General features: G+C 69.9%; 24 protein-coding genes. 12 read left to right on the top strand and 12 right to left on the bottom strand.

Features of this window, described 5'->3' with window-relative positions; all coding sequences use genetic code 11:
- The first annotated feature begins 324 nt into the window (after positions 1 to 324).
- On the top strand, positions 325 to 1263 hold the full coding sequence (locus ACTMTI_RS33300) for a TIM barrel protein (RefSeq protein ID WP_441124620.1): 939 nt from the start codon (positions 325 to 327) through the stop codon (positions 1261 to 1263).
- Between the two features lie 52 nt (positions 1264 to 1315).
- Here the strand turns inward: ACTMTI_RS33300 and ACTMTI_RS33305 are convergent, their stop codons facing one another.
- Positions 1316 to 1786 (bottom strand): MarR family winged helix-turn-helix transcriptional regulator, encoded by a 471-nt coding sequence (locus tag ACTMTI_RS33305; protein ID WP_441124765.1) that lies wholly within the window; start codon positions 1784 to 1786, stop codon positions 1316 to 1318.
- A 60-nt stretch (positions 1787 to 1846) separates the two neighbouring features.
- On the opposite strand from ACTMTI_RS33305, the gene ACTMTI_RS33310 reads away from it, so the two are divergent.
- Positions 1847 to 2224, top strand: coding sequence for a cupin domain-containing protein (locus ACTMTI_RS33310; protein WP_441124621.1), 378 nt, complete (start codon positions 1847 to 1849; stop codon positions 2222 to 2224).
- Positions 2225 to 2396: 172 nt separating this feature from the next.
- Here the strand turns inward: ACTMTI_RS33310 and ACTMTI_RS33315 are convergent, their stop codons facing one another.
- Entirely contained in the window at positions 2397 to 3272 is an 876-nt protein-coding gene (locus ACTMTI_RS33315; protein ID WP_441124622.1) for an A/G-specific adenine glycosylase, read from the bottom strand.
- Between the two features lie 79 nt (positions 3273 to 3351).
- Between ACTMTI_RS33315 and ACTMTI_RS33320 the strand changes: the two genes are divergently transcribed.
- Positions 3352 to 4023, top strand: coding sequence for a hypothetical protein (locus tag ACTMTI_RS33320; RefSeq protein WP_441124623.1), 672 nt, complete (start codon positions 3352 to 3354; stop codon positions 4021 to 4023).
- A 139-nt stretch (positions 4024 to 4162) separates the two neighbouring features.
- Here the strand turns inward: ACTMTI_RS33320 and disA are convergent, their stop codons facing one another.
- The 5 genes from disA to ACTMTI_RS33345 all read right to left on the bottom strand — a co-directional run bounded on the left by disA (position 4163) and on the right by ACTMTI_RS33345 (position 8188).
- Complete coding sequence (disA, locus tag ACTMTI_RS33325; RefSeq protein WP_441124624.1) at positions 4163 to 5239, bottom strand: DNA integrity scanning diadenylate cyclase DisA; 1077 nt, start codon at positions 5237 to 5239, stop codon at positions 4163 to 4165.
- A gap of 40 nt (positions 5240 to 5279) precedes the next feature.
- A complete protein-coding gene (gene radA / locus ACTMTI_RS33330) occupies positions 5280 to 6686 on the bottom strand; it encodes a DNA repair protein RadA (RefSeq protein ID WP_441124625.1) in 1407 nt (468 codons plus the stop codon).
- Between the two features lie 38 nt (positions 6687 to 6724).
- Positions 6725 to 7030: a thioredoxin gene (trxA, locus tag ACTMTI_RS33335; RefSeq protein ID WP_441124626.1), complete on the bottom strand. Its 306-nt coding sequence runs from the start codon at positions 7028 to 7030 to the stop codon at positions 6725 to 6727.
- 1 nt (position 7031) lies between these two features.
- Positions 7032 to 7400 carry a MerR family transcriptional regulator gene (locus ACTMTI_RS33340; RefSeq protein WP_441124627.1) on the bottom strand — a complete coding sequence of 123 codons (369 nt, stop codon included), beginning with the start codon at positions 7398 to 7400 and terminating at the stop codon, positions 7032 to 7034.
- 89 nt (positions 7401 to 7489) lie between these two features.
- Positions 7490 to 8188 (bottom strand): class I SAM-dependent methyltransferase, encoded by a 699-nt coding sequence (locus ACTMTI_RS33345; protein ID WP_441124628.1) that lies wholly within the window; start codon positions 8186 to 8188, stop codon positions 7490 to 7492.
- Positions 8189 to 8336: 148 nt separating this feature from the next.
- On the opposite strand from ACTMTI_RS33345, the gene ACTMTI_RS33350 reads away from it, so the two are divergent.
- From ACTMTI_RS33350 to ACTMTI_RS33380, 7 genes are all read left to right on the top strand, one after another.
- Positions 8337 to 9146: a sugar phosphate isomerase/epimerase family protein gene (locus ACTMTI_RS33350; RefSeq protein ID WP_441124629.1), complete on the top strand. Its 810-nt coding sequence runs from the start codon at positions 8337 to 8339 to the stop codon at positions 9144 to 9146.
- The gene (locus tag ACTMTI_RS33355; RefSeq protein WP_441124630.1) at positions 9143 to 9913 is read left to right on the top strand and encodes a class I SAM-dependent methyltransferase; all 771 of its coding nucleotides are present in this window, start codon (positions 9143 to 9145) and stop codon (positions 9911 to 9913) included. Before ACTMTI_RS33350 ends, ACTMTI_RS33355 begins: the two co-directional genes overlap by 4 nt.
- On the top strand, positions 9910 to 10506 hold the full coding sequence (locus tag ACTMTI_RS33360) for a TetR/AcrR family transcriptional regulator (RefSeq protein WP_441124631.1): 597 nt from the start codon (positions 9910 to 9912) through the stop codon (positions 10504 to 10506). The genes ACTMTI_RS33355 and ACTMTI_RS33360 overlap by 4 nt, the downstream gene beginning before the upstream one ends.
- Positions 10507 to 10645: 139 nt before the next feature.
- On the top strand, positions 10646 to 12751 hold the full coding sequence (locus tag ACTMTI_RS33365; RefSeq protein ID WP_441124632.1) for a (Fe-S)-binding protein: 2106 nt from the start codon (positions 10646 to 10648) through the stop codon (positions 12749 to 12751).
- Between the two features lie 148 nt (positions 12752 to 12899).
- A complete protein-coding gene (locus ACTMTI_RS33370; protein WP_441124633.1) occupies positions 12900 to 13730 on the top strand; it encodes a hypothetical protein in 831 nt (276 codons plus the stop codon).
- Positions 13727 to 14794 (top strand): glycosyltransferase, encoded by a 1068-nt coding sequence (locus ACTMTI_RS33375; protein WP_441124634.1) that lies wholly within the window; start codon positions 13727 to 13729, stop codon positions 14792 to 14794. The genes ACTMTI_RS33370 and ACTMTI_RS33375 overlap by 4 nt, the downstream gene beginning before the upstream one ends.
- Before the next feature lie 94 nt (positions 14795 to 14888).
- Positions 14889 to 15170: a metal-sensitive transcriptional regulator gene (locus ACTMTI_RS33380; protein ID WP_043615428.1), complete on the top strand. Its 282-nt coding sequence runs from the start codon at positions 14889 to 14891 to the stop codon at positions 15168 to 15170.
- 129 nt (positions 15171 to 15299) lie between these two features.
- Here the strand turns inward: ACTMTI_RS33380 and ACTMTI_RS33385 are convergent, their stop codons facing one another.
- Positions 15300 to 15491, bottom strand: a complete 192-nt coding sequence (locus ACTMTI_RS33385; RefSeq protein ID WP_211370473.1) for a hypothetical protein — start codon at positions 15489 to 15491, stop codon at positions 15300 to 15302.
- 184 nt (positions 15492 to 15675) lie between these two features.
- A complete protein-coding gene (locus tag ACTMTI_RS33390) occupies positions 15676 to 17019 on the bottom strand; it encodes a hypothetical protein (RefSeq protein ID WP_441124635.1) in 1344 nt (447 codons plus the stop codon).
- Between the two features lie 55 nt (positions 17020 to 17074).
- On the opposite strand from ACTMTI_RS33390, the gene ACTMTI_RS33395 reads away from it, so the two are divergent.
- Positions 17075 to 17977 carry a hypothetical protein gene (locus tag ACTMTI_RS33395; RefSeq protein ID WP_441124636.1) on the top strand — a complete coding sequence of 301 codons (903 nt, stop codon included), beginning with the start codon at positions 17075 to 17077 and terminating at the stop codon, positions 17975 to 17977.
- Here the strand turns inward: ACTMTI_RS33395 and ACTMTI_RS33400 are convergent.
- Positions 17949 to 18470, bottom strand: a complete 522-nt coding sequence (locus ACTMTI_RS33400; protein ID WP_441124637.1) for a gamma carbonic anhydrase family protein — start codon at positions 18468 to 18470, stop codon at positions 17949 to 17951. The genes ACTMTI_RS33395 and ACTMTI_RS33400 overlap by 29 nt on opposite strands.
- A 159-nt stretch (positions 18471 to 18629) precedes the next feature.
- On the opposite strand from ACTMTI_RS33400, the gene ACTMTI_RS33405 reads away from it, so the two are divergent.
- Complete coding sequence (locus tag ACTMTI_RS33405; RefSeq protein WP_441124638.1) at positions 18630 to 19583, top strand: hypothetical protein; 954 nt, start codon at positions 18630 to 18632, stop codon at positions 19581 to 19583.
- 343 nt (positions 19584 to 19926) lie between these two features.
- On the opposite strand, the gene ACTMTI_RS33410 is transcribed toward ACTMTI_RS33405, so the two are convergent.
- Positions 19927 to 20169, bottom strand: a complete 243-nt coding sequence (locus ACTMTI_RS33410; protein WP_441124639.1) for a hypothetical protein — start codon at positions 20167 to 20169, stop codon at positions 19927 to 19929.
- Between the two features lie 123 nt (positions 20170 to 20292).
- Positions 20293 to 21045: a GntR family transcriptional regulator gene (locus ACTMTI_RS33415; RefSeq protein WP_441124640.1), complete on the bottom strand. Its 753-nt coding sequence runs from the start codon at positions 21043 to 21045 to the stop codon at positions 20293 to 20295.
- Positions 21046 to 21128: the final 83 nt, after the last annotated feature.

A 21128-nucleotide genomic window follows, 5' to 3' on the forward strand; every position in this document is an offset into this window, starting at 1 on the left:
TGCTCCGTGGTCACCGGCCGCGTTTCGAGCATGGGACCACTCGCGGTCGCAATACGGGGCGAAATGGGGGAATGCGGTCGTTGCCTAATTGTTCATTGGACGGGTATCCCGCCACCGCGAGTAGTACTACACTGCGTAGAGCTTCGCCAAGTCTCATCCAAGTCAGCCACAAGAGCGTGTTCCTAGGCTGAGTGCTGCTCCCTGGGGAGTAGTGAGAAATCAACTCAGGGCGGACGCGTACGTCACCAGCGAGCAGGCATGCTCGACAGGTTCGTGCGCCGAGGCGGGCGACGGGAACACACGAGCAAGCCCTGGAGGAAACCGATGCGCCTGCGTCACGATGACGGAACGCTCGTTCACCTCGCCTACAACGCAGGTGTCCACCCCGCTGAGGACCTGGAGAACCTGATCGCTCATCTGACGCGGTACGCGGTCCCGGTGCGCAAGCGGCTGGGCGTGGAGCGGATGGGCATCGGGCTGTGGCTCTCGCCGACCGTCGCCGACCATCTCACGGCCGACCGCATCGAGCTCGTACGGCTGCGCCGCTCCCTGGAGGAGCGCGGCTTGGAGGTCGTGAGCCTCAACGGCACCGGCGGCCGCAACCAGGAGGTTCCGGGCCCCGACTGGGCCAAGCCGGAGCGCTACCGCTACACCATGGCGCTGGCCAGGATCCTGGCGTTCCTGCTGCCCGAAGACGTGCGGTTCGGCAGCATCTCGACGATCCCGATCGGCTGGCGCCGCGACTGGCCCGCCGACCTGCACACCATCGCCACCCGCCGGCTCGAGCGCCTCGCCCGCGAGCTGCGCGGCATCTACAGCGTCACGGGCAAGACGATCAGGGTCGGGTTCGAGCCGTGGCCCGGCTGTGTGCTTGAGACGACGGAGCAGGCCCTGGAGCGGGTGTGCGGGATCGACTCCGAGCACCTGGGCGTGTGCCTGGACGCCTGCCACCTCGCCTGCGGGGCCGAGGAGGCAGGGGCGGCGCTGAAGGGGCTGGCCAAGGCCGGGGCGCCCGTCGTCAAGCTGGGCCACGTGCACAGCCACACGGGCGGGACCACGAACACCGGGGCGGTGCTGCACGACACGCTGACGGCCATGCTGTCGGGTGCGGTGAGCGGCACTGCGCACATCGAGGTCGAGACGCACAACCTCACTGTCCCCGGACGCGCGAAGGGGCCGGGGGCGCTCGTGTCGATGCTGGCCGAGGAGCTGGCCTGGGCCCGTACCAGCCTGACCGGGCTGGGCCTCCAGCTGGCCGCCTGAGCCGCCCGGCCCGTCCGGGCGCTCATCGGCGTCCACCCTCGCCTGAGCCCTCTCAGAGGGAGCCGAACCAGCCCGGCGTGTCCAGACGCCAGAGGTTGGCCGGGGTCATCTTGCGCAGGTCCGACTCCAGCGCCCGCAGGCGGTCCTCGCCCAGCTCGCTCGCCCAGCGGGCACGCAGGGTGTCGAAGATGCGGGCCGAGCGGTTGAGCGCGTCCAGTCCGTACGGAGTGAGGCGGACGAGCTTGCGCCGCGTGTCGTGGGGATCGGCGGTGCGTTCCACGTAGCCGACGCGCTCCAGCGTGTCGATGGTCTTGCCGGCGGCCTGTTTGGAGACGCCCAGCGTACGCCCCAGCTCGACGGCCGTGGTGCCCTGCGGGCCGATCGCCTGCATGACGAATCCATGCATGGGTCTTATGTCCGGATGGCCCTGCTGGGCCAGTTCGGCGTGCAGCTCGTCGATGAGCACCCTGAACGCGAGCAGCAGGCGGAGCGGTAGTTCGAAGCCGGGGGCGTCGCTTGACACGATAGACAACCTGGTTAACTATATGGACAACGTGGTTGCCTACTTTAGGGGGTTCCAGGCATGACTGTCATTCGCGCCGCCGACGCGCGGCGATCAGAGACGCCGAACGGGGTCATGACGACGTACGCCTCGCCGACGCAGGGCGGGGCCTCGCGGTCCCTCTGGCGGGTCGAGGCCCATCCCGGTGCGGTCGGGCCGGTGCACGACTTCGACGTCGAGCAGGTGTGGAGCTGGCTCGCCGGGGCGGCGACCGTCGAACTGGGCGGTGACACGTTCGCCGTGGCCGCCGGCGACACCGTCGTCATGCCGGCGCGCACGCTGCGACAGGTGCTGGCCGACCCGGACACCGGATACACCGCCGTCGTCACGGCTCCGGCCGGCGCCAGAGCCCGGTCCGCGGATGGGGCCGACTACGGGGTCCCGCCGTGGATCGCGTGAGATGTCCGCTGTAGCGGTATCCGCCGAGGCCCACGGACCGAGACCCCCAACGGCGTCATGACCACGCTCGCCTCCCCGCGCGGACGTGGCGCGACGGGAGCACCGTCGTCGAGCCGGGCGGGGATCCGCACGAGGCCGCCGCGGGGGACACGACCGAGTGTCCGGTGGCTGCTCAGCCGTGGGGGAGCCGGTACGTGCCGTCGTCCAGGGCCTCGGCCAGGCCGTCGGCGATCAGACCGTCCAGGGCGCGCTCGCGCTGCGCCGCGTCGTCCCACACGACGTCGAGCGCCGCCTTCGGGACCGGCCCGTGGGCCGACCGCAGCACCTCCAGCAGCCGGCCGCGGCACTGGCGGTCCGTGCCTGCGTACGTCTGGCCCTTGCGCGCGGGGCCGGCGTGCGGCGGCTTGCCGGCCAGCCGCCAGGCGCACAGGTGCGCGATCGGGCAGTCGGCGCAGCGCGGGGCGCGGGCCGTACAGACGAGGGCACCCAGCTCCATCACGGCCACGCCCCAGCGGGCGGCGCCCAGCTCGGGCAGGAGGCTCTCCGCCAGCCGCCGCTCGGCCGCCGAAGTGGCCGTCGGAGGGTATTCCTCGGCGCGTACGGCCCTGGCGAACACCCGGCGGACGTTCGTGTCCAGCACGGCGTGCCGGCCGCCGTACGCGAAGCTGGCGACCGCGGCGGCGGTGTATTCGCCGATGCCGGGAAGGGCCAGCAGGGTCGCGTGGTCGGCGGGCACCTCGCCGCCGTGCTCGTCGGTGATCGCCCTGGCGCAGGCGTGCAGGCGCAGCGCCCGGCGCGGGTAGCCGAGCCGGCCCCAGTGGCGGACGGCCTCGCCCGGCTGCTCGGCGGCCAGCGCTTTGGGGGTGGGCCAGCGGGCCATCCAGTCGTGCCACACGGGCAGGACGCGTACGACCGGGGTCTGCTGCAGCATGATCTCGCTGACCAGCACGCCCCACGGTGTCGCGTCGCCGGCCCGCCATGGCAGGTCGCGCGCGTTGTCCTCGTACCACTCCAGAACGGAAACGTGCAGGAGATTAGGCTCAACCACGCGGTCAAGGGTACGTCTAGCTGGATGGCCTCGGCGTGTCGGCGCTGGCGGTACTTGATCCAATTACCATGCTGAGCGTATGGATCCGGATACGATGCGTGGCGACGGCGGTGACGTCTATTGGCGGCGGCGGATGAGCGTGCTGGTGGCGGTGCTCGTCGTGGTGGCCGTTGTGGCGTGGGCGTGTTCCAGCGGGGGCAGCGGACCGAAACGTTCGTCGGCCGAGTCATCGCCGAGCGTCACGCCCAGCACTGATCCGCTGCTGGCGGGTCTGCGCACGCTGGCCATGGGCACGGCCAGCCCTTCTCCCACCCCCAGCCCCACCACTCCGTCCCCCGTCGCCCACTCCAAGCGGCCCGGTCAGCCCTGCGCGGAGGAGGACCTGGTGCTCAGCCTCCAGGGCGGCAAGGACGAGATCTACGCGGGCGCCGCCCAGCCCAGCTTCATCGTCACGCTGGTGAACACCGGCCCCGTCATGTGCACGGCCGACGTGGGACCGCGGGCCATGGAGGTCCGCATCACCTCGGGAGCCGACCGTATCTGGTCCACCGCCGACTGCGTCAGCGGTGCGGGCACGGAGGTCAAGGAGCTCCAGCGCGGCGTCCCGTACGTGCGGACACTGAACTGGGACCGGCGCCGCTCCAGCGCCGACTGCCGCGCCACCCCGCCGATGGCCCTGCCGGGTACATACGTGGCCGCGGTGCGCATGGGCAAGCTCCGCAGCGGCAAGGGCGTCTTCCACCTCCGCTGACGGCATCCGGCGCGGCCATGGCGCATCCTCACGACGCGCGTCGCGGCTGCGAGACCCGGGCGGAGGCGCGGGTCGTCTTTGGCATGTCCGGATCCGTCTCCGCGCTATCGCGAAGGCGCCTCCGTTCGCGAAACGGGACCTACACGTAGCGTTCGAGGATGGAGGATTCGGCGAGGCGGGAGAGGCCCTCGCGGACGCTGCGGGCGCGGGACTCTCCGACGCCCCCGACCGCCTGCAGGTCGTCGATGCTGGCCGCCAGCAGTTTCTGCAGGCCGCCGAAGTGGTTGACCAGGCGGTCCACGACCGTGGCGGGCAGGCGGGGAACCTTGGCCAGGAGGCGGAAGCCCCGGGGGCTGACCGGGCTGTCGAGCTTGTCGGCGCCGCTGTGGCCCAGGACGTGGGCGACGGCGGACAGGTCGAGGAGATCGCTGCCCGACAGCTGGTCGAGGTCGTGAATGGCCTCGGCCAGGCGCTTCTGGCGGCGGCTCGACGGGGCGGGGAGGTAGTCGCGGATGACCAGCTCGCGCTCGGAGTCCACGCCCGCCACCAGCTCGTCGAGCTGCAGGGACAGCAGGCGGCCGTCCGTGCCCAGCTCCACCACGTAGCCCTTGATCTCCTCGGAGATGCGGCGGACCATCTCCAGGCGCTGGGCGACGGCGGCCACGTCGCGTACGGTGACCAGGTCCTCGATCTCCAGGGCCGACAGCGTGCCGGAGACCTCGTCGAGGCGGTGCTTGTAGCGCTCTAGGGTGGCCAGGGCCTGGTTGGCCTTGGACAGGATGGCGGCGGACTCCTCCAGGACGTAGCGGATGCCGTCGAGGTAGAGGGCGATGATCCGCATCGACTTGCTGATGGCGATGATCGGCAGGCCGGTCTGCCTGGCCACGCGCTGGGCGGTGCGGTGGCGGGTGCCGGACTCGTCGGTGGGGATGGACGGATCGGGCACGAGGTGCACGGCCGCCCGCACGATCTTGTGGTCGCCGCTCAGCACGATGGCGCCGTCCATCTTGGCCAGCTCGCGCAGCCTGGTGGCGGAGAAGTCGACGTCGAGCTCGAAACCGCCGCTGCAGACCGCTTCGACGTCCTCGTTGTAGCCGAGCACGATCAATCCGCCGGTCTGCCCGCGCAGGATCCGCTCGAGGCCGTCGCGTAGAGGTGTGCCCGGGGCCACAGCCGCCAGGGCTTCGCGACGGCGGTCGTCCAGACTCCTATCCACCTGACCCCCGTGTCGATCGGTCAAGCTCAGCTTAGCCGTGCTATGTGACGTGTGTGAGTGCGTCCCAGACGTTCTCGGCCTGAACCACCTCAAACCCGGGCGCGAACGCCACTGGCCCCACAGGCACCAGAGCCCGCTGTCCGTTGCGCCGGCGAGTGCCGTCCTCGAGGGATCCAGCAGGCACGAGTGCACGTTTGAAGCCCAGTCTGGCCGCCTCCGTCAGGCGCCTGCGTACGTCCTTGACCGGCCGCAACTCGCCGGCCAGACCCACTTCGCCGAGCGCCACCAACCCGGCGGGCAGCGGCTTGTCACCGGCGGCGCTGGCCACCGCCAGCATGACCGACAGGTCCACGGCCGGGTCGGACAGCTTGATGCCGCCCACGGTCGCGGTGAACACGTCGCAGCCGCCGAGGCGGGCGTTGAGCCGGCGCTCCAGGACCGCGAGGATCATCTGCACGCGGTAGGTGTCGAGCCCGGAGGAGGTGCGCCTGGGCTGTTGCGCCTCGGTGCGCGCGACCAGGGCCTGGACCTCGGCGGGGAGCGGGCGGGTGCCCTCGACCGTGACGGTCACGCAGGTGCCCGGCACCGGCTCGCTGCGCCGGGAGACGAACAGGCCGCTCGGGTCGGTGATGCCCTCGATGCCGCGCTCGTGCAGGTCGAAACAGCCGACCTCGTCGGTGGGGCCGAACCGGTTTTTGATCGCGCGCACCATGCGGAGCCTGGAGTGGCGGTCGCCCTCGAAGTTGAGCACGACGTCGACCAGGTGCTCCAGTGTGCGGGGGCCGGCGATCGAGCCCTCCTTGGTGACGTGGCCGACGAGCACGGTGGCCATGTTGCGCTCCTTGGCCAGGCGCACGAGGTTGGCGGCCACCTCGCGGACCTGCGTCACCCCGCCGGGCACGCCCGTGGTCTGGGCCGAGCCGACCGTCTGCACCGAGTCGACCACGAGCAGCTTGGGCTGGACCTTCTCCACATGGGTGACCAGGGCCGACAGCTCGGTCTCCGCGGCGAGGTAGAGGTTGTCCTGGATCGCGCCGATGCGGTCGGCGCGCATGCGCACCTGGGCGGCCGACTCCTCACCCGTCACATAGAGGACCGTCTCCCGCTCGGCCATGCGGGCGGCGGCCTCCAGCAGGAGGGTGGACTTGCCGATGCCGGGCTCGCCCGCCAGCAGCACGACCGCGCCGGGCACCATGCCGCCGCCCAGCACCCGGTCGAGCTCGCCGACGCCGGTCGTGCGCGCGGCCGCCACCTCGGCCTTGACCTGGCCGATCGGCAGGGCGGGTGCGGTGGTGGCGCCTGCCTGGACGACGCTGACGCCGGCGCGCGCGCCCTCCTCGTCGACCGTGCCCCACGCCTGGCACTCACCGCACCGGCCCACCCATTTGGTGGTGCGCCAGCCGCATTCGGCACAGCGGTATCCGGGCTTCTGGGCTGACTTGGCCATGCGGAGCAGGCTAGCGGTACGGACCGACAATCCTCGAGTTACGCCAGGCCCAATTCCGAGACGAGCATGCGCTTGGGCTTGGCGCCGACGACCTGCTTGACCGGCTCGCCGTTCTCGAACAGCAGCAGCGTGGGGATGCCCATCACGCCGTAACGGGCCATGATCTCCGGGTTCTCGTCGGTGTTGAGCTTGCCGATCGTCAGGCCGTGCTCGGACTCGATCTGCTCCAGCACGGGCGCCACCATCCGGCACGGACCGCACCACTCGGCCCAGAAGTCCACCAGCACCGGCTTGTCGCTCTTGAGCACCTGCTCTTCGAAGTTCTCAGTCGTCAACGTGATCATTTCATCCCCTTACAAAGCAACCTGGGCAGGACTGGGCGAGCTGGGCGGCGACCTCGGCGCGGCGGGCGAGCAGGACGCGGATCTCCTCGTCGATCTGATTGAGCTTGCGCTCGTAGACCTCCACGGATTCGGCGCACGAGCCGCCCGTGCTGTGCCCGCGGCGCAGGCAGTCCACGAACGGCCGGGTGTCCTCGAGCGTGAACCCCACCGCCAGCAGCGCGCGGATCTCGGAGACCAGCTTGACGTCCGCCTCGGTGTAATGCCGGTAGCCGTTGGATCCGCGACGGGCACTGAGGAGGCCGTGTTGCTCGTAGTAGCGGAGCGAGCGGGTGCTCACTCCGGTGCGTTCCGCCAGCTCTCCGATGCGCATACCACCACCGTAAACGTTGACACCGACGTCAAGGTCAAGCCCGCGAGGGAGTGCCGTCGCCTGCTGCCGAACGGAGTGCGGCCATGAACTCAGAAGTAGCGCCAGCGCAGCACGTTGGGGTAGGCCAGTTCCAGACCCGGCGTCTCGGCGATGGCCTGCTCGGCCACCTCGGGCGCGAACTCGATGCGCAGCACCGCTTCCAGGTCCGCTCGCCGCTCGAAGGCCATCCGCAGGTCGAGCGGGCGCCGCTGCCAGCCGTGGCGGTCCCAGAACGCCTCGACGTCCCGTACGGAGTAGGACGGCACGGTATGCGAGAACCACCGCCCGAACGAGCCCCGTGTGGCGTCCAGGTCGATGACGAAGGCCGCGCCGCCGCGGCGTACGACCCTGGACAGCTCGCGCAGCCCCGGCTCGCAACCCGGGCCGAAGAAGTACGCCCACCGCGCGATCGCCACGTCCACGCTCGCGTCCGGCAGCGGCAGGTCCTGGGCCGCGGCCGCGTGCACGCTCACGTTGGCCAGGTCGGCGCAGCGGCGGCGGGCCAGCGTGGCCAGGTCGCTGTGCGGCTCGACGCCGATCACCTGCGCGGCCCCGGCAGCGAGGACGGGCAAGTGGTAGCCCGTGCCGCAGCCGATGTCGAGCACGGTGGCGCCGGTCCAGGGGCGCAGCGCGCGCATCGCCGCGTCGGCCGCGCCCTCGGGGTCGACGGCGCGGTTCTCCAGCTCGTAGACCTGTGGCGTGTTCCAGATGTTCGGGCTGGGGATGGCGCCTCTCGCGATCCGTGGCATGCCCCAACGTTAGGTGCAGTTTCTGCTACCTGTGGCGAGCCGCTGGACGTAGCCCGCCATAGGCGCATCGCTGCCTCGGTGAGCCGCTGGGCGCGGCTCACCAGAGGGCCAGCGCGCCAGATCCGCTTCCCCGGCTTAGGCTGGCAGCGTGGCTGATGTCATCCGCGTGCCCAATGCGAAGATCGCATTGTCCACTGCTTCGGTATATCCGGAACGCACTCCTGACGCGTTCGAGCTGGCTGCCCGCCTGGGCTATGACGGCGTCGAGATCATGGTCGGCGCCGACCCGGTGAGCCAGGACATCGACGTCATCGAGCGGCTCTCCGAGCACTACGAGGTGCCCGTCCTCGCCATTCACGCGCCCTGCCTGCTGGTGACGCAGCGGGTCTGGGGCCGCGATCCCTGGGCCAAGCTGGTCAAGGCGCAGAAGGCGGCGGAGCGCCTGGGCGCCTCGACCGTCGTGGTCCACCCGCCGTTCCGCTGGCAGCGCGACTACGCGCGCGATTTCGAGGCCGGGCTGGCCAGAATGCGCGATGAGACGGATGTCACGTTCGCGGTCGAGAACATGTTCCCGCTGCGGGCCAGGGGCAATGACGTGGTGCCCTACTCGCCCGGCTGGAACCCGATCGACTACGACTTCCCACAGGTCACCCTCGACCTGTCGCACACGGCCGTGTCCGGCTCCGACGCCATGGAGATGGCGGGCAAGCTCGGCGACCGGCTCGCCCACCTGCACCTGGCCGACGGCATCGGCGTGACCAACAAGGACGAGCACCTGGTCCCCGGCAGGGGCAACCAGCCGTGCGCCCAGATACTGGAGCGCCTGGCCGGCAGCGGCTACTCCGGCCTGGTCGTCCTCGAGATCAACACGCGCAAGGCGGCCAGCCGTACCGAACGGATCGACGATCTGGCGGAGGCGCTCGCGTTCGCCAGGCTGCACCTGGCGGCATCCAGATGAGCAAAGGGCCGATCAGGGACCTGGGCAGGGTGTTCGACCGCGTCGCCGACGCCTATGACGCGGGCCGGCCCGCCTACCCGGACGAGATGTATCGCGCCGTGAGCGACCTGTCCGGCATCGACCTCGACGGCGCCACCACGGTGGACGTCGGGGCGGGCACGGGCATTCTGACGCGCGCGCTCAGGGCGCGCGGCTCCCAGGTCATCGCGGTCGACCCGGGCGCGGAGATGCTGGCCCGGCTCAGATCCCGATCCCAGGAGGGCACGCCCGCCGTCGCGGCGGTGCTGGGGGACGGCAACGCCTTGCCGCTGGCCGACGGGGTGGCCGACCTGGTGACGTACGCGCAGTCGTGGCACTGGCTGGACCCGGTGGCCTCGATCGCCGAGGCCAGACGGGTGCTGCGGCCCGAGGGAGCGATCGTGGGCTGCTGGAACCTCAACCACGCCGCGCAGGCCGACTGGCTGGCCGCCTACGAAGCCCGTCTGGCGGCGGAGGTGCCCGCTTACTGGGGTCCGGCGGTCGAGCAGTGGTCGGTGCCGCCGATCGCCTCGGCCTTCGAGATGATCGAGGAGCGCTGGATCCCGTGGACCAGGCTGGTCGGCATCGAGGACTTCCTGCTCAACCTGCGCTCGCGCTCTTACATGGCGGCGCTGTCGCCGGAGGAGGCCGACGAGTTGGTCGAGCGGCGGCGGCAGGAGCTGCGCCAGGAGTTCCCCGAGGGCGTCCTGTCCGTGCCGATGCGGGTCTACCTGGCGGTGGGCAGGTGACGGGAGAGGCCACGAGCTCGAAGCGACGCCCCGGGCGCCGGCCTGGCTCCGCCGACACCCGCGGGGAGATCCTGGCGGCGGCCAGGAAGGTGTTCGCGGAGAAGGGCTTCGACAAGGCCACCGTGCGCGGCATCGCCAGGGAGGCCGAGGTCGACCCCGCCCTGGTGCACCACTATTTCGCGACGAAGGAAGGCATGTTCGCGGCGGCCATGCGACTGCCGATCACCCCCGACGAGATCATCCCGCTGCTGATCGAAGGTCCGCGCGAAGAGATCGGGGAGCGGCTCGTCCGCATGATCCTGACCGTCACCGCGGAGCCGGAGACCCGTGAGCCGCTGGTGGCGCTGATCCGCTCGGCGCTGACCAACGACCAGGCGGCCGCGATGTTCCGGGAGTTCATCTCCAACGCGCTGCTGTTCCAGGTGGCCGACCGGCTCGGGGTGCCGCATCTGCGTATCGAGGCGGCCTTCGGGCAGATGTACGGCGTGGTCATGGCGCGTTACGTGATCAAGCTGGAGCCACTGGCGAGCGCCGGCATAGACGAGCTGGTGGAGCTGCTGGCGCCCACCATCCAGAGGTACTTCACAGGCTAGAGCATTGTTCTGCGCAGACCGGTGACCATAGGGTATGTCCCGTTACCCCGGAAAAGTTACCCATGGGTAGGATTCGGGGTGAGGCCGGCGAATCGGGTGACCGTACGCTGACAGCCAACGTCGTCTGTGGGAGGACCCCGTGCTCTGGGTAGCCATCATCGGGCTCGTCATGACCGTCGCGGCGGTGGCCGTGGCCGGCCGCCGGGCGCTGTTCCTATACCGCCTCGCGACCGTGGGACCGCCCGCGCCCGAGCGGATCGAGTACGCCAAGTCGCATGCGGCCGATGAGCTCAAGGCCCAGCTCGTCGAGGTGTTCGGGCAGAAGAAGCTGCTCAAGTGGACGCCGTCGGGCCTGGCGCACTTCTTCGTCATGTGGGCGTTCTTCATCCTGCTGACCGTCTACATCGAGGCGTACGGCGCGATCATCCAGGGCGCGATCACCGGTACGCCCGACTTCCACATCCCGCTCATCGGGACCTGGGCCGTGCTGGGCTTCCTGCAGGACTTCATCGCGGTCGCGTGTCTGGCCGGCCTCGCGGTCTTCGCGGGCATCCGGATCAAGAACTCGCCCAAGTCGCTCGGCCGCGGCTCCCGCTTCTCCGGCTCCCACCTCGGCGGCGCGTGGCTCGTCCTGTTCATGATCTTCAACATCATCTGGACGCTCTTCCTGGCCCGCGGCGCGGCGGCCGCCAACGGCAACTTCCCCTACTCCTCGGGCGCGTTCGTCTCGCTCGCGCTCGGCGACGCGCTGCCTCAGAGCACGCTGCTGGAGGAGATCGCGCTGCTCCTGCACATCGGCTTCATGCTGGTGTTCCTGGTCATCGTGGTGAACTCCAAGCACCTGCACATCTTCACCGCCCCGCTCAACGTGCTCTTCTCGCGCCGCCCCGACGGCATGGGCGGCGCGCCGGAGATGCGCGTGGACGGCAAGCCGGTCGACTTCGAGGACGAGGATCTCGACCCGGAGCGGCTCGGGCGCGGCAAGATCGCCGACACCACGTGGAAGGGCTTCCTGGACTTCTACTCGTGTACGGAGTGCGGCCGCTGCCAGTCGCAGTGCCCGGCGTGGAACACCGACAAGCCGCTGTCGCCGAAGATGCTCATCCTCGACCAGCGTGACCACGCCTTCAAGGCGGCCCCGTACCTGATGGCGGCCCAGCAGGGCGTCGAGCACAAGGACACGGACGTGCTGGCGCTGCTGGACAAGCCGCTGGTCGGCGAGGACGGCGTGATCCACCCCGACGTGCTCTGGTCGTGCACCAACTGCGGCGCCTGCGTCGAGCAGTGCCCGGTGGACATCGAGCACATCGACCACATCCTCGACATGCGCCGCTACCAGGTGATGGTGGAGTCGGCGTTCCCGTCCGAGGCGGGGGTGATGGTCAAGAACCTGGAGAACAAGGGCAACCCGTGGGGCATGTCCGAGATGAAGCGGGCCGACTGGATCGCCGAGCTCGACTTCGAGGTCGAGGTCGTCGACGAGAAGATGCCCGAGGACGCCGAATACCTGTTCTGGGTGGGCTGCGCCGGCGCGCTCGAAGACCGGGCCAAGAAGACCACCAAGGCCGTCGCGGAGCTGCTGCACATCGCGGGCGTGAAGTTCGCGGTGCTCGGCCCGATGGAGGCGTGCACCGGTGACCCGGCCCGCCGCCTGGGCATGGAATACCTGTTCAACATGCTGGCCAAGCAGAACATCGAGACCCTCGACGAGGCGGGCGTCAAGAAGATCGTCGCCACCTGCCCGCACTGCTTCAACACCCTCGCCAACGAATATCCGCAGCTCGGCGGCACGTATGAGGTCGTGCACCACACGCAGCTGCTGTCGAAGCTGGTCGACGAGGGCCTGCTCACCCCGATCACGCCGATCGAGGAGAAGATCACCTACCACGACCCGTGCTTCCTCGGCCGCCACAACAAGGTCTACTCCCAGCCCCGCGACATCATGTCGAAGGTGCCGGGCGTGCAGACCCAGGAGATGCACCGGCACAAGGACCGGGGCTTCTGCTGCGGCGCCGGTGGTGCGCGCATGTGGATGGAAGAGCGCATCGGCAAGCGGATCAACACCGAGCGCGTGGACGAGGCGCTGACCACCAACCCGGACACCGTTTCCACGGCCTGCCCGTTCTGCATGGTGATGCTCGGCGACGCGATCAACGAGAAGAAGAACAACGGCGAGGCCAAGGAGTCGCTCGAAGTGGTGGACGTGGCCCAGCTCTTGATCAAATCGGTGAAGGGCGCTTCCTGACCGCTGAAAGTCGGACTCCTCCACAGGTCATGTGGAGGAGTTCCGCACGTAAAGAGGGGTGGCTGCAGGAAATCTGCCATCCACATAACGGGAAAATCACGGTAACCTCAACGTCGCATGGCTCTATTCGACGGGGAGGGGGCTAGGGATGGGCGTCGTTGTCACGGACGCCGAGGTCACCCTCGCGGACGTGCTCTCCCTTCGACTGGCCATCGACGAACCACTGGAAGCCGGCACCGAGCTCCTGCTCAGGCATCGCACCACGGGGGTCGAGCGTGGTGTACGGCTCGGCACGCCGGGCGCGCGGGCGCGCGAGGCGACGCTGGCGGTCTCGCTGGCGCCGCTGGATCTCACCGCCGGGCGCTGGGACGCATACCTGCGCCGAGACGGCAAGCGCAGCAGGCTGCGCAGCGTCGATCCGGGCTTCTCCCTCGACCACCTCGACGCGTACGCCCTGTGCAAGCGCACCCTCGCCTACCGCTCCTACCGCACGCGCAACGGCTTCCTGGCGCTGAAGATCTCCGACGCCGAGCCGGTGGCCGAGGTGCGCGCGATCTGGTTCAGGGAGGGCCGCTTCGAGGTGATGGGCCTGCTGGCCTACACCGGGCTGGAGGACGACGACTCCCGCCACGAGGCCACGTTGACTCTGGATCGCCGGCAGACGAGCGCCCGGGTGACGGCCACGGCCTTCGTCCAGGGCGTGCGCTTCCACGCGGCCGTCTCGCTCGTGGACGTGCTTGCCGCCGATCCCGACGCCGCGGCGGGCGCCGCGAGTTCCGCGAGCTCCGCGAGCTCCGGCACCTGGGAGCCCGCGCTCCAGGTCGAGGGCGTGCCCACGTCGCTCAAGCTGGGCGCGCGGCTCGACGACGTGGACGGCAAGCGCCGCCGGCTGCACTATCCCTCGGCCAAGGTGGACGGCGTGCCCATCAGACCCTGCTACACCGCCGACGACGAGCTGCGCATCGAGGTGGGCGGATGAAGGTCAGCCTGATCCTCACCTCCGCCTACGTCATGCGCGGCGACGTCCGTGCCACCCTCAACCTCGCCTCCGCGCTGGCCGAGCGGCACGAGGTCGAGGTGATCAGCGTGCGGCGGCAGAAGGAGAAGCCGTTCTTCCCCATCGGCGCCGAGGTGTCCATGCGCAGCGTGGTCGACATCAGGCCAGGGGTCCGGCACCTGCTCCCGCGCGGGCAGGTCCGCACCGAGGTGGCGCTGTGGCGGGTGCTGCGCGGCCTCAAGTCCGACGTCCTGATCACGACCAGGCCGGGGCTCGGCGTCCAGGCCGCCAGGCACGCGCCGCGCGAGATGCTGAAGATCGCTCGGGAGTGGGGGCGACCGGCCGTGCCCGGCCCCGTCAAACGCTTCTACCCGCGCCTGAACGCCGTCGTGACGGCCACGGAGCCGGCCCAGGAGGAATGGGGCAGGCTCCTCGACGGCGGGCCCGCTGTGCACTCCATACAGGACGCGCTGCCGGACGGTCCCTGGCCACGGTCGCGGATGGACAACAGGATCGTGGCCGCCGGCGGGCGGTGGGTTTCCGTCAAGGCGTACGACCTGCTGATCAAGGCGTTCGCCATCGTGGCCGACAAGCGCCCGGACTGGCGGCTGAGGCTGTACGGCGGCGGCCCGGAGGAGCGCCGGCTGCGCGCGCTGGTGCGCGATCTCAACCTGCACAATCACGTCTACTTCATGGGCACCACGCCGGACCTGGCGGGGGAGTTCGCCAAGGCGTCGATCGTGGCCAACACCTCGCGCGGCGAGGACCAGTGCATGGCGGTGCTGGAGGCCATGGGGTGCGGAGTGCCCGTGGTGGCCTTCGAGGGGGCCAAGGGGCCGACGGAGTTCGTCGCGACCGGCTACAACGGGGTGCTGGTGCCCGAGTCCGACGACGAGCCGCGGCTGTACGCGGCCGCGCTGCTCGCGTTGATCGACGACGAGCGCAGGCGGCGCTCGCTCGCGGCCGGGGCGCTGGACACGGCGGTGCGTCATGCGGCCGGCGAAGTGGCCGCGCAGTGGGAAAAGCTGATCACCGATCTCCGCTGAGCCATCTGTGGCGGGCCGCTGAACGCGGCCCACCGTAGACTCCGCGACCTGTGGCCGGGCCGCTGCCCATACGGGTTCCGGGTACCGTAGGAGCATGCATGGGTACAGCGGAGACAAGCAGGCATATCTGACCCGGCTCAGGCGCATCGAGGGGCAGATCAGGGGCCTGCAGCGGATGGTCGATGACGACGCTTACTGCATCGACGTGCTCACCCAGGTCTCCGCGGCCACGCGGGCGCTGCAGGCGGTGGCCTTGGGGCTGCTGGAAGAGCACATCTCGCACTGCGTGGCGGATGCGATCAACAGCGGCGGTCCGGAGGCGGAGGCGAAGGTCAAGGAGGCTTCCGCGGCGATCGCCCGACTGGTCCGCTCCTAGGGGGACTCGTCCCTTCGTAGGAGCCGGGGCGGCACAAGTAACTAGTTATGAGAAACCCCGGAAACCGATATCCCGGATCCGATGGAGTTCCGGGACTAGGTCCCCGGGGCTAGTAATCGTGATGGTCCTTCAGCGGCTCGCCGAAGTCCGCAATCCGAGCGCGTCGTCGAGTTCGTCCAAGGTCAGCCGCCGCTCGCTGACAGCCACGGCCGTGAGCACCTCGGCGTAGAGCGCAATCTCGTCCAACGCGACACGGTCGTGGACCCGAGAGTCCAGGTCGTCGTGCCCCACCGCGTCGTCCTTTCCTTCCGCAGCCCACACCCTCTACGAGGTTACGGCGCGGCCCGCCTTTGGCGACATGGCCCATCGGAGTCATTCCTTTCCGCGCCACGGGGACCACTGGGATCATTTCCCGAATCCGAGATCACAATTCAGCGAATTTACTGTTGGGTAGGGTGTTAGAACGATAGACGTGGGGTTAGGGTGAAATAACGGTATTTGTGGTTTAACTGTGACCTATGCCGTCTTCGTGATGATCATCGCGTTCGTGGATGAGTCTCCGCACGATCACCGATTGCCCGGCCAGCCCGCGCTCCGGCACCTTGGCCCCGGTGAGCCTGCCCCACGCCAGCCCCGTGGCGTACGCGGCCCCGAGCACCGCCGCCGCGCTCGCCCGATCCGGCGGCGCCACCTCCAGCGCCGGCGCGGGCGCGGTCGACACCCCGATGGGCCGAGCCGGTATGGAGAAGCCGTCGGGCGCGGTCGTCTCGGCGGCGGAGGTCCCGGTCCGCCCGGCCCGCTCCAGTTCCTCGTAGGCCATCCTGAGCCGGTGATCCAGCCGCTCCGGCAACAGCCCCCTGGAGTCCGACAGGTCGGCCAGGAACATGGCCGTCCCCTTCGCCGGGTCGGGCATGAACGACAGCGCCTCGGCCAGGTCGTACACGCAGTGGGCGAAATGCCGGCCCGGGTCCGTCTCGACGAGCAGGGCCCGGCCCAGCCGCACGGGGCAACGGCTGAGCCATGCCGCGCGTACCGCCTCGTCGTCGGGGAGCGCGTCGTCGAGCCCCGGCCGCCGCAACAAGGGCTCGACCATCGTGAGCAGCGCGAGCGCGCGCGGCCTGAACCGGCTGTCGCACATCAGGATCTGCGCTGTGTCCGCCATCACGGCGGCCAGCCGGAGCGCGGCGCGCGAACGGCCGGCCCGGGCCCGCTCGGCCACGAGTGTGACGAGGTCGAGCAGCGGCGGCGCGGCCAGCCAGCGCACCCACTCGTCGCCGGGCAGCGGGCGGCGCAGGTATTCGCCGAACACGGTGATCAGCCGCTCGTTGCCGTCGAAGGCGGGCGCGTACGCGCACCACATGATCGTGCCCCACACGGCCGCCACCGTGCCGGGCACGTCGGAGGCGAAGATCTCGTCGAAGGCGGTCAGCGGGTAGTCCAGCTCCGACTTGCGGCCGCTGGCCCGCAGCAGCACCCGGAGCCGCTCGGTGAGGTCCCCCGACACGTCGGGGCCGATGAAGGCCTGGGTGGAGCCCGGCTCGGCGTGGAAGTCCGGGCCGCGCGGGAGCACCTCGTCCGGCAGCACCGCGGCCGGATGCTGGACCTGCCGTGCCCGCGTGCCCCTGGGCGGCGGCGCGAGGTGCCAGCGGCCGTCCGCGGGGTCGTACAGATGCCACCGCGCGTGGGCGCCGAACAACCAGCGGTCGCCATCTGGGGTCACAAGAATCCTGGCCGCCAGGACGTGGGCGCGATCGGGCACGGAAATCCCCTGCCAGCGCGGGTCGGCGACCATCGCGCGGACCTCCGCCTCGGCGGCGGTGAACGCATCCCAGGGTGGCACGGCCGCCATCGTACTTGGGACGACCGGGATCAACCCATTGGCATTACACGGCAGAATGGCCGCTATGAGGGCGAAGGTAGCAGCGTTAGTGGCCATCGTGAACGTGCTCGCCGGGTGCGGTACGACGACCTCGGCACAGCCGACGCCCACCGGACCCGGAGTGCTCACGCTGGACAAGGCGACGCCGCCGGCGCCCGGCGGGGAGGTCGGCCAGGCGTCGACGGAGTTCGCCAACGCGTCGGACCTGGCGATGTGGACCAAGCTGAGCGACACCGAGAAGGACGTCGACCGGATCGCCAAGCTGGACGTGAACAAGACCGTGAAGGGCTCGATGTACTTCGAGCCCAGGACCTCGGCCTGGTTCGACGGCTTCCGCGGCCCCTTCGTCTACCAGGATCTGGCCGGCGACATCCTCATGCACGCCCGGGTCAAGGTCGAGGGGAAGAGCGGCGGCTGGCCCAAGCGGAAGTTCTCGCTCGGCGGCCTGATGGCCCGTCAGCCCGGCTCGTACGCCAAGCCCAACTGGGTGTCGGTCACCATCGGCACGGGCGAGAAGAGCGGCCAGGTCGAGGTGAAATACACCCAGGACGGCAGCTCCAAGCCGCAGGAAGTGCCGGTCAAGAGCGGTTGGGTGGAGCTGGCCCTGGCCCGGGTCGGGCGTGTCTTCGTCGCGCTGTACAAGGAGGAGGGCGGCAAGTGGAAGGTCGGCCGGCGCTGGCCCTCGACCCTCCCCGACGCGCTGCAGTGGGGCGTCACCGCCTATACCGACTGGGACAGCTACAGCACGCTCAAGAAGGACGCGACCAAGGGCAACGCCAAGCTGGTCAAGGGCCAGCCCGATCTCAAACTGACCGTCGACTTCGTCCGGTTCCTGCGGCCGGAGCTGCCGGAGTACGCCGACCCGCTCAACAACGCATCGGTGTCGGACGAGGTCCTGATCAAAGCGATGACGCCTGCCGGTGCCTGAGCGCCTTGGCCATGTAGTTGTCCGGCGTGCGGGCGAAAGAGTCCCGGTCGTCGGCGGTGAGCTCGCGTACGATCTTGCCGGGCACGCCGGCGACCAGCACGCCGGACGGGATCTTCTTGCCCGGGCCGATGAGCGCTCCGGCCGCCACCAGCGCCCCCGCGCCGACGCGGGCGCCGCCCAGCACGATCGCGCCGATGCCGATCAGCGCACCGGACTCCACGTGGGCGCCGTGCACCATGGCCTTGTGGCCCAGGCTCACCCGGTCCTCCAGGATCGCCGGCTCGCCCGGATCGGCGTGCAGGCAGCACAGATCCTGTACGTTGCACTCCTCGCCGATCTCGATCCGCTCGTCGTCGCCGCGCAGGACGGAGCCGTACCAGATGCTGGACGCCCGGCCCACCCGGACCCTCCCGACAACGGTGGCGCCGGGCGCGATGTACGCCTCAGGGTGTATGTCTGGGACTGCTCCGTTGTCCAACGCTGCTATGTACATTCGACCCATCGTAATTCTCGAGCTCCGCGGCCCGGGTATGGCGTTCCGGTTGCGGACGTGGGCAGATGGCAGGAAAGTCGTTTCCTGACGTCTCGTCGTCAGACCCTCACAACCCGCAGTTATCCCCCGCCTCACGCAAACCACCCTTAGGTAACCCCCATGATGAACCAGCACGAGAGTATTCCCGACCTGATGCAAGAGGACACCTTCGAAGTCGTGATGCGCGGCTACAACCGCCGCCAGGTCCATGACTACATGATCCGCACCCGCAACCAAATCCGGGATCTGGAAGAACGGCTGGCACGGGCGATCGAGCAGGCCGAGCAGGGCCGCATCGAGCTGGCGGAGGCCAGACGGCGCATGGTCGAGGCGCCGCAGAGCTACGACGATCTCAGCCCCAGGCTCGCCCAGATCCTCAAGCTCGGTGAGGAAGAGGCCGCGGCGAAGCGGTCGGACGCCGAGGCCGAGGCGGCCAGCGTGCGCGACGCGGCCAAGTCGGAGGCCGACCGGCTCCTGACCTCGTCCCGCGAGACCGCCGACAAGATCCTCACCTCCGCCCAGGCCGAGGCCGAGCGCCGGGTGAACGAGGCGACGCAGGCCGCTGAGCGGATGCTGGCCCAGGCCGGCGCGGACGCCGAAGAGCAGCTCGGCGCCGCCCGCGCCGAGGCGGAGGAGTCCGTACGCGAGGCGAGCGCCGAGGCTGAGCGCCTGGTCTCCGCTGCGCAGTCCGAGTCCGAGCAACTGCTGCAGTCCGCGAACGCCCAGGCCGAGCAGCTGCTCACGGGCGCGCGCAACGAGGCCGAGTCCATGCTGGCGGTGGCGCAGCAGCGCACCGCGACTCTGGACGAGCAGGCTGGGCGGCGGGTCGAATACCTGACCAATACGCATACCGAGGTCGTGCGGCGGCTGAACGAGATCAGCTCGGTGCTCGGCGACCTGATGCACAGCGAGTCGGCGGCGGGGCCGCTGGTGCCCGAGGCCGCGCTGACGCCGTCGCCGCAGGAGGACGTGCGGGTCATCGTGGAGCGGGACGAGGAGGAGCAGCCGAAGGAGGAGCGCGTCTCCGACGACACCGACGTGCACATCGTCCGCCTGTCCGAGGCCAACAAGTAACGCGGCGGGATGCCTCACGCCGGGCGGGCAACCCCTGCCCGGCGCGGCCCCGTCACGCCCAATTCGCCCTCCTGCAGGCGCGGCCGCAGGTAATCGACGCGCGCGGCGCAGGGGCCGGGACGGGCACCAGGCGCTGGTAGTGCGGCCGGGACGGGCACCAGGCGCAGGGCGAGGCGGTGGATCGGGTCGGAGCCGGGGCGGAAGCCCCCGCCCCCGATAGGGTCGGGGGCTTCCGCGTTCGTGGCCCCTCCTGGTTGGGGGCCCGGTGCCGGGGCCGCCGAGACGCTGGACCCGGCACCGGGCTGCTTGTGCGCGCCCGCCGCGGAACGCTCCACGGCGGACGTCAAGGAGGTCCGGGGCCGGCCCGCCACCGGTGTGGCTCGCCGGCCCGTCTCTCCTGGTCCCGGAGCAGCTCGCGCAGGCCCTCCGGGTCGTCCGCGTCGATGGTCATCGCACATCCGGCAGCACGCTGCGCCGCGTTCAGCGGATGGTGTCTCGTGGCCCACCAGCGGCCCGCGTCGCTCCGCCAGATGGTCCACTTGGGGTGCTCCCGGGCGATCTCGGCGAGATGCCGATCAAAGGACATCGCTGTCCACCTTCCCCGGGCCCCAGGCGAGGTTCCATCTCCTTCGAAGATGAGGGACTTCTCTAGAGATATCAAGTGATCGCAATGGACAGGTCAACCTATCGCTTGACAGATCACCTTGAATTAGGCGTCGAAGTCGTACTGGAGTACGTACGCCGCCGAGTCCAGGACCATCTCGTTGACCTCGACCGGCAGCCCGCCCGACGTGTACGCGGTCCGCGCGATCACGATCACGGGCGTCCCGCCGGGCAGGTCGAGCAGTGCGCTCTCGCGCGGCGTGGGCATGCGGGCCCGCACCTCCTCGGTGAAGTGGGCGGGGGGCACGCCCAGGTCGCCCAGCCTGGCGTAGACGCCCCCGGGTCCGGTGTCGGGAAGGGTGATCGCGCTGCCTTCGACCAGCCGCGCGGGGAAATAGGAGGTGGCCAGTTGCACGGGCCTGGCGTCGACCGAGTAGCGGCGCCGGCGTACCCATACCTCGCCGCTCTCGAGGAGGCCCGCCACGTCCTCAGTGGCGCCCTCCAGCGCCACCTCGACGTGGTCGACCGTGAACGGCCGGCCTCGGGTGTCGGCGTCCCAGATGGCCCGGCCCTGACCCCACTGCTCTCGTGACAGGCGGCGCGAGCCGTGTCTGCGAATCGGTTTGAACAGCCGCACGTAAACCCCCGAACCTCGTTTGGGTACCGCCAGCCCTTCGTTGATCAGTACGGCAAGCGCCTGCCTGGCGGTGGCCCGTGCGATTGCGTATTCGGCCATCAGTGCGTTCTCGCCCGGTAGTCGGTCCCCGTCACGCAGCTCGCCGGACAGGATCCGGGCGCGGAGACCGTCGGCGATGCGGCGATAGATAGGGGGCTCGTGGGGTACCGGGGATTCAGACAACTTTGATCACCCTCTGTCACCAACCAGTTTGTGGCGTCTCCAGAGAACTTGCCCCGTCCTGTCCACGATCGCACAGATAACAA

Origin of the sequence: Nonomuraea sp. H19 (genome assembly GCF_052068215.1) — a bacterium.
Lineage (GTDB): Bacteria > Actinomycetota > Actinomycetes > Streptosporangiales > Streptosporangiaceae > Nonomuraea.

Excerpts from the sequence above, each read along its gene's own strand:
- ACTMTI_RS33300 (WP_441124620.1), top strand. The coding sequence starts at position 325 with ATGCGCCTGCGTCACGATGACGGAACGCTCGTTCACCTCGCCTACAAC.
- ACTMTI_RS33310 (WP_441124621.1), top strand. The coding sequence starts at position 1,847 with ATGACTGTCATTCGCGCCGCCGACGCGCGGCGATCAGAGACGCCGAAC.
- ACTMTI_RS33320 (WP_441124623.1), top strand. The coding sequence starts at position 3,352 with ATGGATCCGGATACGATGCGTGGCGACGGCGGTGACGTCTATTGGCGG.
- radA (WP_441124625.1), bottom strand. The coding sequence starts at position 6,686 with ATGGCCAAGTCAGCCCAGAAGCCCGGATACCGCTGTGCCGAATGCGGC.
- trxA (WP_441124626.1), bottom strand. The coding sequence starts at position 7,030 with ATGATCACGTTGACGACTGAGAACTTCGAAGAGCAGGTGCTCAAGAGC.
- ACTMTI_RS33340 (WP_441124627.1), bottom strand. The coding sequence starts at position 7,400 with ATGCGCATCGGAGAGCTGGCGGAACGCACCGGAGTGAGCACCCGCTCG.
- ACTMTI_RS33345 (WP_441124628.1), bottom strand. The coding sequence starts at position 8,188 with ATGCCACGGATCGCGAGAGGCGCCATCCCCAGCCCGAACATCTGGAAC.
- ACTMTI_RS33355 (WP_441124630.1), top strand. The coding sequence starts at position 9,143 with ATGAGCAAAGGGCCGATCAGGGACCTGGGCAGGGTGTTCGACCGCGTC.
- ACTMTI_RS33370 (WP_441124633.1), top strand. The coding sequence starts at position 12,900 with ATGGGCGTCGTTGTCACGGACGCCGAGGTCACCCTCGCGGACGTGCTC.
- ACTMTI_RS33375 (WP_441124634.1), top strand. The coding sequence starts at position 13,727 with ATGAAGGTCAGCCTGATCCTCACCTCCGCCTACGTCATGCGCGGCGAC.
- ACTMTI_RS33380 (WP_043615428.1), top strand. The coding sequence starts at position 14,889 with ATGCATGGGTACAGCGGAGACAAGCAGGCATATCTGACCCGGCTCAGG.
- ACTMTI_RS33390 (WP_441124635.1), bottom strand. The coding sequence starts at position 17,019 with ATGGCGGCCGTGCCACCCTGGGATGCGTTCACCGCCGCCGAGGCGGAG.
- ACTMTI_RS33395 (WP_441124636.1), top strand. The coding sequence starts at position 17,075 with ATGAGGGCGAAGGTAGCAGCGTTAGTGGCCATCGTGAACGTGCTCGCC.
- ACTMTI_RS33400 (WP_441124637.1), bottom strand. The coding sequence starts at position 18,470 with ATGTACATAGCAGCGTTGGACAACGGAGCAGTCCCAGACATACACCCT.
- ACTMTI_RS33405 (WP_441124638.1), top strand. The coding sequence starts at position 18,630 with ATGATGAACCAGCACGAGAGTATTCCCGACCTGATGCAAGAGGACACC.
- ACTMTI_RS33410 (WP_441124639.1), bottom strand. The coding sequence starts at position 20,169 with ATGTCCTTTGATCGGCATCTCGCCGAGATCGCCCGGGAGCACCCCAAG.